Raw genomic sequence first — 11,426 nt, forward strand, 5'->3', positions numbered from 1 at the left:
TCTAACCCTCACCCATGCCGTACCCCCGCGCAGGCGGGGGTCCAGAGCCAAGCAGCGAAATGGTTGCGTTTGTGACCCTGGACCCCCGCCTGCGCGGGGTACGGTTACTCTACGGGAACCCGCTCAATTCCCGCTCGGCGACTTCGCCTTCACCGTCTCCGGCGGGGTGATCGGGGACAGCGTCTGCTTCTGCGTCGCGGTGTTGATGCGGCGGCGGCGTTCGAAGGGGGGCAGGTCGACGCGGCGGCCGGTCTTGAGCGCCTCAACAATTCCTTCGATCACGCGCAGGTCGGCAATGCCTTCCTCCGCGTCCGGCTCGGGATCGTCGCCGTTCAGGATGCAGTCGGAGAAATATTTCATCTCGCCGCCGAACTGGTCGGTCGGCTTGAACTTCTCTTCGCGCTTGTCGGTGCCGATCGTGATCGTCTGATGCTGGGTATCGCCATAGCCGAAGGCGGGGTCGATATGGATGCTGCCCTTGGTCCCGGCGATGGTCAGGTGGTCGACATTGCCGGCATAATAGCTGACGGTGAAGCTCGCCAGACGGTCGCCGGGCATGCGCAGCACGACCGCGAAGGTATCGTCCAGATCGCCGAAGCCCGCAGCCGCCTGCCGGGTCGCTACCGCCGATTCCACCGCGATGGGTTCCTCGCCGAACAGATAGCGGATGGCGTTGATCGGGTAGGGACCCATGTCGAACAGCGGGCCGGCGACGATGCCGTGCTTGGCGCGGTGGTTGTCGGGGTCGAGCGACTGGCTGAACGTCGCGGAGAAGGTCACGAGGTCGCCAAGCTTGCCGTCGCGCACCATGTCGATCGCCGCCAGCGTGCCGGGTTCGAAGTGCAGGCGGTAGGCGGTCATCAGCTTGGCCGACGACGCCGCCTGCGCCGCGGCGATGGCGCGGCCCTGTTCGACCGAGATTTCCAGTGGCTTCTCGCACAGGACGTGGATGCCGGCGGCGAGCGCGGGAATGGCGAATTCGGCATGGCGCCAGTTGGGCGTACCGAGATAGATGGCGTCGATCGTGCCGGACGCCAGCAGTTCGTGGAACTGGTCGTAATCATAGGTCGCGTCGACGCCGTACATCTCGGCCAGTGCCGCCGCCTTCTCCGCATCGCCGGTGACGATCGCGACCAGCTTGGAATTGCCGGTATGCTTGATGCCGGGCAGCATCGAGCGCTGGGTGATGTCGCCCGCGCCGACGACGGCGTAGCGGACCTTCTTGCCTAGCCCGAAGGCGGACGCGATGCTCATGGATGGCTTCTCCGTGGGGATGGGAATGGGGCGCCAACGCACGCCGCGCGGACATTCTCCCGCCCTTTCGGACATTTGGCCCTTATCATGGGTTATCGGTTTCATGCTGTTCCGATCCCGCGCCGCCGATCCCGCCATGCTTCGCGATGCCGAGGGCTATCTGCCGCTCGCCCGCTATGGCGCGCTGGGCGACGGACGCGCGGTGGTGCTGTCGGGCGCCGATGGATCGATCGACTGGTGGTGCGTGCCGAACATGGATTCGCCCGCGCTGTTCGACCGGTTGCTCGACGGGACGCTGGGCGGCTATTTCGCGATCACGCCGACCGAGCCGTTCACCAGCGAGCAGCGCTATCGCGACGACAGCAATGTGCTGGAGACGATATTCACGACCGCGACGGGCCGGGCGAAACTGACCGAGAGCCTCAACAGCGGGACGGCGGGGCGGCTGCCCTGGGCCGAACTGGCGCGGCGGGTCGAGGGGCTGGACGGGCATGTCGCGTTCGCGCTGACGCTGCGCTTCGGGCGGCGGGCGGATACGGTCAGCCCCTATTTTGCGCGGGCCGGCGGGCATGACGTGTTTCATGTCGGCGCAGTGCTGGGGCTGGTCCGGTGCAGCGATCATGTCGTCATCGAACGGCAGGGCGATGACGGGATCGACGGGCGGATCGCGGTGTCGCAAGGGCAGCGGGCGACGGTCGGGATCGTGGCGGGTGCCGACGAGCCGCTGGTCGTGCCACCGATCGAGGCGATCGATGGGCGCATCGACCTGTCCGACAAGGAATGGCGCGACTGGACGCAGGCGCTCGACTGGTCGGGACAGCTGCATTGTGACGGGGCGCGGCGGGCGCTGGCGATCCGCAGCGCACTGGCGCTCAAGCTGCTGCTCTATTCGCCGACCGGGGCGATCGTCGCGGCGGCCACGACCTCGCTGCCGGAGAAGGTCGGGGGGCCGAAGAACTGGGACTATCGCTATGCGTGGATCCGCGACGCCGGCTACACGATCAAGGCGTTCCTGCGCATTGGCGCCCATGCCGAGGCGAAGGCGGGCTTTACCTGGCTGTTGAAGCGTCTGGGGCAGGGGGTGCCGAAGGTCTGCTACACGCTGGGCGGCGATCCGGTGCCCGAAGTGCGCGAGATCGACATTCCGGGCTATCGCGGGTCGAAGCCGGTGGTGACCGGGAACCTGGCGACCGACCAGCATCAGCACGGGATTTATGGCGACATCTTCGAGACGGCCGAGCGGTTCGTGGCGTGCGGTAACATCCTCGACGGGCAGAGCGCGGCGACCCTGTCGCACCTCGCCGATCTGTGCGCGGATCGCTGGCGACAGAAGGATGCCGGCATCTGGGAACTGACCGAGGTGCAGCATTACACCATGTCGAAGATCAGCTGCTGGCAGGCGCTGCAACGCGCGGTCGAGCTGGCCGATGCCGGGCAGATTCCGACGACCTGCCGCGACCGCTGGGCGCGCGAACGCGACCGGATCATGGACTGGATCGGCGAGCATTGCTGGGACGAGGAGCGGGGGGCGTATCTGTGCTATCCGGGCGCCAAGGGGCTGGACGCGTCGCTGGCGCTGGCGGTGCGGTTCCGTTTCGACGGGCAGGACCGGCTGGCGCGGACGCTGGACGCGATCGACCGGGAGCTCGGCGCCGGGGCGTTCCACTATCGCTACACGGGGATGGAGCAGGAAGAAGGGTGCTTCCTCGCGTGCACTTTCTGGATGGTCGAGGCGCGCGCGATCCTCGGCCAGCACGACCGGGCCGAGGCGGCTCTGGCGGCGGCGATGGACGGGCTGAAGCATGGCACCGGGATTTTGCCGGAGATGATCGATCCGAAGACCGGCGATTATCTCGGCAATCTGCCGCAGGGGCTGAGCCATCTGGCACTGATCCAGGCGATTGCGACGCTCGGCGGAGCTGAACTTTGAGGCAGGGAACCGCTCGCCGGTTCAATAGCTTGGTCAGCTTCCTGACGGGAGAGAACCATGGATTACGGACTGGGCGGCGCGCTGGCACTGGTGACGGGCGCGGATAGCGGCATCGGGCGCGAGACGGCGCGGATGCTGTTGCAGGAAGGCGCGCGGGTCGCGATCAGCGATCAGGATGCGGACTCGCTGGAGCAGGTGCGCGCGGAACTGGTCGAGCATGGCGAGGTCGTGGCGGTCGCCGCCGACGTGACCGACCTGTCGAGCGTCAAGGCGCTGTTCGAGCAGGTGCGTAGCGAGCTGGGCGATCCGACGATCCTCGTCCATGCCGCCGGTGTGACCGGCGCGACGGGCGATTTCCTGGAGGTGGACGACGCCGGGTGGCAGTCGACGCTGGACATCAACCTGATGGGGGCGGTGCGGGTGACGCGCGAGGCGATCCCGGCGATGCGCAAGGGTGGCGGCGGCCGGATCGTGCTGATCGCGTCGGAGGATGCGGTCCAGCCCTATGTCGACGAACTGGCGTACTGCGCATCGAAGGCCGGGGTACTGAACTTGGCCAAGGGCCTGTCGAAGGCCTATGGCTGCGACAATGTGCTGGTGAACAGCGTATCGCCCGCGTTCATCGCGACGCCGATGACCGATGCGATGATGGACAAGCGCGCCGAGGAGCAGGGCACCGACCGCGACGGCGCGATCAAGAGCTTCCTGAAGGAAGAACGCCCCGGCATGACGCTGGGCCGGCGCGGCAAGGCGGAAGAGGTCGCGGCGGCGATCCTGTTCCTGGTGTCGAAGCCGGCGAGCTTCGTGAACGGCGCGAATTTGCGGGTGGATTCAGGGTCGGTGATGACGATGGCGGGGTGATGTTCCTGCCAAGTACGCAGCCTATTCCCGCGTAGGCGGGAATCCAGAGTTACGGGCGGGGCGTTCGTGGCTCTGGACCCCCGCCTTCGCGGGGGTACGGTTGGTGTGTGGGGGCGCCGGTCACCTGTTCGTTACCCGGATCAAGCCCGGGGTGACGTAGGGCGGTCAGACCAGCACCTTCTCCGGCTTGGTCACCGCTTCCAGCGGCGTGTTCGCATCGATCTCCATCAACGGCTTGAGCAGGCCGTCGCGGAGGTCGTAGACCCAGCCATGGAGTTCGAGCGGCTGGCCGGCCGCGAATGCCTTTTGCACCACGTCGGTGCGGGCCAGCTGGACCAGCTGGTCATGGACGTTCAGTTCGACCAGGCGGTTGGCGCGCTGATCCTCGGGCAGGGCGTCCAGTTCGTCGCGGTGGTTGTCGACAACGTTGCGCGCGATCGCCAGCCAGTCATGGACATGGCCGTCGACGCCGCCTTCCAGCGCAGCCTGGATGCCGCCACAGGCATAATGGCCGCACACGATGATATGGCCGACCTTCAGCACCTCGACCGCGAACTGCACCACCGACATCAGGTTCTGATCGCCCGGATCGACCAGATTGGCGATGTTGCGGTGGATGAACATGCCGCCCGGTTCGGTATTGGTCAGCTGGTCCGGCGCGACGCGGCTGTCGGAACAGCCGATCCACAGGAATTCCGGCTGCTGCCCGACGATCTGCCGCGTGAAATAGTCGGCATTTTCCTCCAGCCGTTCGGCGGCCCATGCCTTGTTGGCGAGGAGCAGGTGCTTGTATTCCCTCATGCGTAGGCGACCTCCTTGCGCGGGGCCTTGATCTGCGGCGCGGTCTTGTCGCCGATGTCGCCGCGCACCAGCACATTGATGTTGCGATACTGCGCGTTCTTGATGAAGCCGTTGATGATGTCGATATTGTCGAGGTCGACATAGCTGGTCGCCGACAGGTCGATCACCACCGTGCAGTCGTCGGGCACCTTTTCCAGTTCCTTGGTCAGTTCGACCTTGTGGATGAAGTACAGGTTGCGCTTGGCGCGCACCATGCAGCTGGCGCCGGGGCCTTCGCCGTCCTGCACGAACGTCACCGCCGGGCGGAAATTGCGGGCGATGACGAAGATGAACCCGACGACCAGCCCGATGACGATGCCCTTCAGCAGGTCGGTGAACAGGATCGCGGCGATGGTGACGACGAACGGCACGAACTGGGTCATGCCCTGTTTCCAGCGTTTGGTGAACAGCTCTGGCTTGGTCAATTTATAGCCGGTCTGGATCAGCACCGCGGCGAGCGCCGACAGCGGGATCAGGTTGAGCAGCGTCGGGACCAGCAGGACGCTCAGCAACAGCCAGGTGCCGTGCAGAATCGTCGACATCTTCGACGCGGCATTGGCGTCGACATTCGCCGACGAGCGCACGATGACCGAGGTCACCGGCAGGCCGCCGATCAGGCCCGAAATGATGTTGCCACCGCCCTGCGCCAGCAGTTCGTGGTTCTTGTCGGTCACGCGGCGCTTGGGGTCGAGTTCGTCGACCGCCTTCACCGACAGCAGCGATTCGAGGCTGGCGACGATGGCGAGGGTGACGGCGACGGTCCACACGGTCGCATTGCCGATCTGGCCGAAGTCGGGAAGGCTGAACAGCTTGACGAAGCCGCCCAGGCCATCGGCGATCGGCACGCTGACCAGATGGGTCGGCTTGACCTGGATCGACGGGGCAACCGCGCCGAACAGCGCGTTCATGAGCACCGATCCGACGACCACGACCAGCGGACCCGGCACGAAGCGCAGCGGGCCGTCCTTGGGCTTGTTCTTGTCCCACCAGAACAGGAACGCGATGCTGATCGCCGCGATGATCGTCGCGCCCCAGATGACCTGTTCGCGCAGCACGAACAGGATGGTGTTGAAGGTATTCAGGCCATCGCCCTGGCGGAAGGCGAAGTCGCCGCCCGGATCGCCGTCATAGCCGATGGCGTGCGGCACCTGCTTGAGGATCAGGATCAGGCCGATCGCCGCCAGCATGCCGGTGATGACCGACGAGGGCACGAATTCGCCCAGCACGCCCGAGCGCGAGAAGGACAGCAGGATCTGCATGCAGCCCGCGAGGAACACGGCGAGCAGGAACGCTTCGAAGCTCGGCAGCTTGGTGATCGCGTCGAGCACGATCACGGTCAGCCCGGCGGCAGGGCCGCTGACCGACAAGGGCGACTTGCTGAGCGAACCGACGACGATGCCGCCGACGATCCCGGCGATCAGCCCGGAAAAGAGCGGCGCGCCCGAGGCGAGCGCGACGCCGAGGCACAGCGGCAGCGCGACCAGCGCGACGACGATCGAGGCGGGCAGATCCTGCCGCAGATTGGCGATCAGAGAGGGTTGCGACGACATGGCGATCGATTGCCTTTGAAACAGGGTGCGCCGGACGTGCTTGGGGGAAGCACGCCCGGCGCGGAACCCACGGCCGGCGGAACGGGGGAGGGAAGATTCGCCCCGCCAACCCGCAGGAACTGGTTATTCGGCGGCTTCTGCCGTCACGAAATCCGCAGCAAGGCGCTTGGCGGCGGGCAGCGCCACCGGCAACGGGCGATCCGCATTGATCGGCGCGAACCGACCGGTTTCGCCGTCCAGCGCGAGGATCGTGCCCGCATGGATGTCGACGAACCAGCCGTGCAGCGTCAGCTCGCCCTTGGCGATGCGCGACGCGACCGCCGGATGGGTGCGCAGGTGCGAAATCTGGACCACGACGTTTTCCAGGCTGGCGGCGCGGACCGCAGCGGCATCGTCGAGATCGGGGTAGCTGTTTTCGACCACCGAATGGGCGGCATGGCTGTGGCGGAGCCACGCGGCGACGCTGGGCAGGCCGTCGAGCGTGTCCGGCTTCATCAGTGCGCCCATCGCGCCGCAGCCCGAATGGCCCGACACGATGATGTCGGTGACGCCGAGCACCGCGACCGCATATTCGACGGTCGAGGTCGTGCCGCCATTCTGCTGGGTGAAGGGGGGGACGATGTTGCCGGCATTGCGGATGACGAAGACGTCGCCCGGCTTCGCCTGCAGGATATGTTCGGGAACGACCCGCGAATCCGAACAGGAGATCATCAGGACCTTGGGGCTTTGCCCGTCGGTCGCCAGCTTCGAATAGAGGTCGGCATCGCTGCCGAACACATCCTTTTCGAAGCCGAACACGCGGCCGATCACGTCGTTCATCGTCGTTCCCTCCAAACCGTTTCAGCAGCTTAGGGGCCACCGGTTCAAGGATCGGGTATAGACGACGCAATCTTGCTGCGTTCGGCGGCTGTGTAACGAATTATTGCCGGGGCGCGAACGGTGCGGGCAGGACGATCGCCGCGCACAGCCCGCCGCTGTCGCGATTGCGCAGCTCCAGCCGACCGCCCTCCGCCTCCGCCGCGCGCTGGACGATCGACAGGCCGAGGCCGAAGCCCACCGTGTCGCGCTTGCGCGCGGTGTCGAGCCGGACGAACGGTTCGAGGACGTCGGCCAGCGATTCGTCGGGAATGCCCGGGCCGTCATCCTCGACCCGGATCACCGTCGCGCCATCCTTTAACGCGAGGGTCAGCGTGACGCTGCCGCCATAATGGATCGCATTCTCGACCAGGTTGACGACGGCGCGGCGGAAATTCGACCGGCGTACCGCGCGTTCGAAATGGTCGGGGCCGACATAGGTCGCGTCATGGCCATGGTCGGCGGCATCGTCGACGATGCTGGCGCACAGCACCGCAATGTCGACCAACACGGCGCGTTCGGGTTCGCTCTCCCCGCCCAGAAAGGCGAGCAGCGAGGTGACCATCGCCTCCATCTCTGCCAGGTCGTTCTGCACCGTGTCGCGCAGGTCGCGGTCGGGAATGGCATCGGTGCGCAGGCGCAGGCGGGCGAGCGGGGTGCGCAGGTCGTGGCCGACGGCGGCGAGCGCGCGGGTGCGCTCGTCGATCAGCCGGTGGATGCGCGCCTGCAACCCGTTGAATGCGACGACGAGGCGGCGGACCTCGCTCGGCCCCGCTTCCTCGATGGTCGGCAGGGTCGATCCGCCACCCGGGCCGAACCGGTCGACCGCATCGGCCAGCTGGCGCATCGGGCGCAGCGTCCGGCGGATCAGCAACCCGCCGACCACCATCAGCGCGATGGCCGGGATGAGCGCCAGCAGGATGCGGCCCAGGGCGAGGTCGAACGCGCGCAACGGTTCGAGGGTGCGGAAATAGAGCCAGCTGCCATCCTCCAGCTGGAGTGCGCCGCTGACCACCGATCGCCGCCCCTGGCCGATCAGGGTCAGGTGGAGGCCGGTGGGCGCGAGGCTCGGTTCCCAGGCGAGTACCTGCTGCTCCATCTCGCGCAGCTCGGTGCCGCTGGCCGGCAGTTCGGGCGCGGTCGCGCGCCATTGCACGGCATAGCGTTCGGTGGTCAGCTCGGTCGCCATGCCGGCGCGCTGGTCGACCGGGCGTTCCTCGACGATGCGGGTGGCGATGACGAGGTGCTCCGCCAGGCGGCGCGCCTCGTCATCGCGCACCGAAAACTGGCTGGCGCGTTCGTACAGCAGGACCGACACGCCGAATTCGAGGACGATGGTCAGCAGCAAGATCGCGACGATCCGGCCGATCAGCCCGACCGGCAAAGCCGTGAAACGCTTCAACGGCGTTCCACCGGCACGTTCAGCATATAGCCGACGCCGCGCACGGTGACGATCGGCGGGGTGCCGCCCGCGGTCGACAGCTTGCGACGCAGGCGGCTGATGAGCACGTCGATGCTGCGGTCCGAACTGTCGCCCAGCCGGGTGCGGGACAGCTCGATCAGCCGTTCGCGGGCGATGACGCGCTGGGCATGGTCGAGCAGCACGACCAGCAGGTCGAATTCGGCACCGGTCAGGTCGACCTGCGCGCCGGTCGGCGAAGTCAGTTCGCGGCGCGGCACGTTCGCGGTCCAGCCTTCGAAGCTGTAGATGCCTTCCTCGCGCTGCGCCGCCTGGGCGTTCAGCTCGCCCCGGCGCAGCACGGCGCGGACGCGGGCGATCAGCTCGCGCGTGCCGAACGGCTTGGGCAGGTAATCGTCGGCGCCGAGTTCGAGGCCGATGACGCGATCGACCTCGCTGCCCTTGGCCGATACGAAGATGATCGGCACGCTGCTGTTCTGGCGGATCTGGCGACACAGGTCGATGCCGCTGGTGCCGGGCAGCATGATGTCGAGCAGGATCAGGTCGACCGGCCCCTGTTCCAGCGCCAGCCACATTTCGGGCGCAGCCGAACAAGTGCGGACATGATAGCCATTTTCCTGCAACGCGCGGGCGGTCAGTGTGCGCAGGGCGGGATCGTCCTCGACGACGATGATCGAAGGGGCGGTCATGGGGTCAGGCTCTCCATCGCGTTCTTGTCGTGGCCTATCGGCTCGGATCGTCATTCCCGCGGAGGCGGGAATCCATAGACGCAGCGGTTATGGTTCGATCCACGACCTTGGCGTGTATGGATCCCCGCCTGCGCGGGGATGACGAGGTTTGACTGGCGGAATTCGTTCACTTCCTCCGCTATGTCCATCGGAGCGGGCAATCCGTCAATTCACCTCGCGCCCGATCGGATACAGCAGAAACCGTTCGTCATAATAGGGCGTGCGGGCATAGAACCATTGCAGCCGCGCGGTCGGATCGGCGGCGAAGGCCGGGTCGGCGGCGATCTTCGCATCGAATTCCGCCTTCAGCTTCGGGTCGTTCGCCAGCATTCGGTCGGCGAGCGGCGCGATGGCATAGCCCTCGATATATTCGGTCCGTTGCAGCATGCCGGGTGCGAGGTTCCATGCGAGCACGCCATCCTCGCTTTCGGGTTCGAGCAGGAAGGCGGCGAGGAGGCCCAGCGGCTGGTCGGCGGGCACGCGGACCGACCCGGCAGGCATGGTCTCGCGGCGGCGTTCATGGACGATCGTCGCCTCCAGCGGGATATGGCCTTCATTGGCGCGGCCGAGCTTCGGGTCGGTCGCGCGCGCCATGTCGAGGTCGAGCGTGCGCGGTGCCGCGATCGGTTCGATGGCGATGCCGTGCAGCTTCAGCAGGTCGATGACATGCGGCAGGGTGGCGGGCACCCACCACGCGCGGGGCAGCGTAACCGTTTTGTCGGGGTTGCTGCCATAGACCGGCATCTTGAAGGTGACGGGTTTGGGCAGCCAGCGCAGTTCGTCGCGGCCCGAGGCGGGCGAGCGATAGGTGTCGTGCGCCAGGCCGAGGAAATCGACGCTGTAGATCGGCTCGGGCGTCTGCTTCCACGACGTCGTGACGGTTGCCGGTCGGGCGGCGCGGTCGGCATCGATCGCGGCGCGCAGTTCGCCGGCGCGCTCGCCCGCCAGCCGCAGCGATTCCTCGACGAAGACATAGGTGCCGAGCACCCGCTGGCGATAGGGCTTGAGCGAGTGCGTCTCGACCAGCACCGTCGGGATATGCGCGACATCGCCGTAACCGGTCGAGAAACGCGGCGTGTCGACGTCCTGCGTCATGCCCTTTTCCGGCTCGCGATTGTCGAGCGTGCTGACATAATAGCCCGGAATATGGCCTTTGCGCTTGAGCGCCGCGTCCATCGCCGGGCGCAGCCGCGTGTCGAGGAACCGCCCGATCGCCGCCGACCGCGCATAATAGCCCCGCCAGCCGGAAAAGGCGTAGGTCACGTCATAGCGGTGGTCGATGCCGTCGGTGACATGCAGGTCGAGATACAGGATCGGATCGACCCGGCGGATCAGGCCGATCATCGCCTGCGTCTCCGGCGCATCGGCCTTCAGATAGTCGCGGTTGAGGTTCAGGTTCTGCGCGGTGGTGCGCCAGCCCATGTCCTTGGGCCCGCGCTGGTTCGGGCGGTTGAACGGTGAGGAGCGTTCATGGCCGTCGACATTGTAGATGGGGACGAACACCAGATCGACCTTGTCGAGCAGCCGGTCCTTGCCGCGCAGCGCGATGTCGCGCAGCAGCATCAGGCCGGCATCCTTGCCCTCGATCTCGCCGGAATGGATGCCCGCCTGTACCAGCACGACCGGTTTCGGTGTCGCGGGGCCGCCGACCACCGGCTTGTGCGCGCGGACGGCATAGAGGTCGCGCCCCTGCGGGCTTTTGCCGAAGGTTTCGATCGAGAGCAGCGGAGAAGCGGCGACGAGCTTGTCGATCCACGCGCGGGTTGCGGCATAGTCCGGCGTGGTGACGAACCCGCTTGCCTCCGCCGGGGTGATCCACGGATCGGCGGGCTTCGCGACCAGCTTTTCGCTCGCACCGTGCCACGGGCGGACCGGAGGCAGGGGCGCTTCGAGCGGCGTCTGGGCGGTGGCGGTCGAGGCGAGGAGCGCGGCGGCGAGGATCAGGATACGCATGCACGCGATGGTAGCGGATGTTACCGGTGATGCCA

General features: G+C 66.8%; 9 protein-coding genes. 2 read left to right on the forward strand and 7 right to left on the reverse strand.

Annotated elements, in window-relative coordinates; translation table 11 throughout:
- Positions 1-123: 123 nt before the first annotated feature.
- On the reverse strand, positions 124-1,254 hold the full coding sequence (locus PPZ50_RS06875) for a Gfo/Idh/MocA family protein (protein ID WP_066689695.1): 1,131 nt from the start codon (positions 1,252-1,254) through the stop codon (positions 124-126).
- 103 nt (positions 1,255-1,357) lie between these two features.
- Between PPZ50_RS06875 and PPZ50_RS06880 the strand changes: the two genes are divergently transcribed.
- Both PPZ50_RS06880 and PPZ50_RS06885 read left to right on the forward strand, forming a co-directional pair.
- Positions 1,358-3,184, forward strand: a complete 1,827-nt coding sequence (locus tag PPZ50_RS06880; RefSeq protein ID WP_272815765.1) for a glycoside hydrolase family 15 protein — start codon at positions 1,358-1,360, stop codon at positions 3,182-3,184.
- 57 nt (positions 3,185-3,241) lie between these two features.
- Positions 3,242-4,045 (forward strand): SDR family NAD(P)-dependent oxidoreductase, encoded by an 804-nt coding sequence (locus PPZ50_RS06885; RefSeq protein WP_272815766.1) that lies wholly within the window; start codon positions 3,242-3,244, stop codon positions 4,043-4,045.
- Positions 4,046-4,210: 165 nt separating this feature from the next.
- On the opposite strand, the gene PPZ50_RS06890 is transcribed toward PPZ50_RS06885, so the two are convergent.
- From PPZ50_RS06890 to PPZ50_RS06915, 6 genes are all read right to left on the reverse strand, one after another.
- A complete protein-coding gene (locus PPZ50_RS06890; RefSeq protein ID WP_272815767.1) occupies positions 4,211-4,846 on the reverse strand; it encodes a carbonic anhydrase in 636 nt (211 codons plus the stop codon).
- Positions 4,843-6,435, reverse strand: a complete 1,593-nt coding sequence (locus tag PPZ50_RS06895) for a SulP family inorganic anion transporter (RefSeq protein ID WP_126014775.1) — start codon at positions 6,433-6,435, stop codon at positions 4,843-4,845. The genes PPZ50_RS06890 and PPZ50_RS06895 overlap by 4 nt, the downstream gene beginning before the upstream one ends.
- A gap of 123 nt (positions 6,436-6,558) precedes the next feature.
- The gene (locus tag PPZ50_RS06900) at positions 6,559-7,254 is read right to left on the reverse strand and encodes a carbonic anhydrase (RefSeq protein ID WP_126014777.1); all 696 of its coding nucleotides are present in this window, start codon (positions 7,252-7,254) and stop codon (positions 6,559-6,561) included.
- Between the two features lie 100 nt (positions 7,255-7,354).
- A complete protein-coding gene (locus tag PPZ50_RS06905; RefSeq protein ID WP_272815768.1) occupies positions 7,355-8,692 on the reverse strand; it encodes an ATP-binding protein in 1,338 nt (445 codons plus the stop codon).
- Complete coding sequence (locus PPZ50_RS06910; protein ID WP_126014781.1) at positions 8,689-9,399, reverse strand: response regulator; 711 nt, start codon at positions 9,397-9,399, stop codon at positions 8,689-8,691. Before PPZ50_RS06910 ends, PPZ50_RS06905 begins: the two co-directional genes overlap by 4 nt.
- 204 nt (positions 9,400-9,603) lie before the next feature.
- Positions 9,604-11,391: a M14 family metallopeptidase gene (locus PPZ50_RS06915; protein WP_126014783.1), complete on the reverse strand. Its 1,788-nt coding sequence runs from the start codon at positions 11,389-11,391 to the stop codon at positions 9,604-9,606.
- Positions 11,392-11,426 lie beyond the last annotated feature (35 nt).

Source organism: Sphingomonas hankookensis, assembly GCF_028551275.1.
GTDB lineage: Bacteria > Pseudomonadota > Alphaproteobacteria > Sphingomonadales > Sphingomonadaceae > Sphingomonas > Sphingomonas hankookensis_A.

Bases quoted from the DNA above. Each gene is read 5' to 3' on its own strand.
- PPZ50_RS06895 (WP_126014775.1), bottom strand. From the start codon at position 6,435: ATGTCGTCGCAACCCTCTCTGATCGCCAATCTGCGGCAGGATCTGCCC.
- PPZ50_RS06915 (WP_126014783.1), bottom strand. From the start codon at position 11,391: ATGCGTATCCTGATCCTCGCCGCCGCGCTCCTCGCCTCGACCGCCACC.
- PPZ50_RS06910 (WP_126014781.1), bottom strand. From the start codon at position 9,399: ATGACCGCCCCTTCGATCATCGTCGTCGAGGACGATCCCGCCCTGCGC.
- PPZ50_RS06900 (WP_126014777.1), bottom strand. From the start codon at position 7,254: ATGAACGACGTGATCGGCCGCGTGTTCGGCTTCGAAAAGGATGTGTTC.
- PPZ50_RS06875 (WP_066689695.1), bottom strand. From the start codon at position 1,254: ATGAGCATCGCGTCCGCCTTCGGGCTAGGCAAGAAGGTCCGCTACGCC.
- PPZ50_RS06885 (WP_272815766.1), top strand. From the start codon at position 3,242: ATGGATTACGGACTGGGCGGCGCGCTGGCACTGGTGACGGGCGCGGAT.
- PPZ50_RS06890 (WP_272815767.1), bottom strand. From the start codon at position 4,846: ATGAGGGAATACAAGCACCTGCTCCTCGCCAACAAGGCATGGGCCGCC.
- PPZ50_RS06880 (WP_272815765.1), top strand. From the start codon at position 1,358: ATGCTGTTCCGATCCCGCGCCGCCGATCCCGCCATGCTTCGCGATGCC.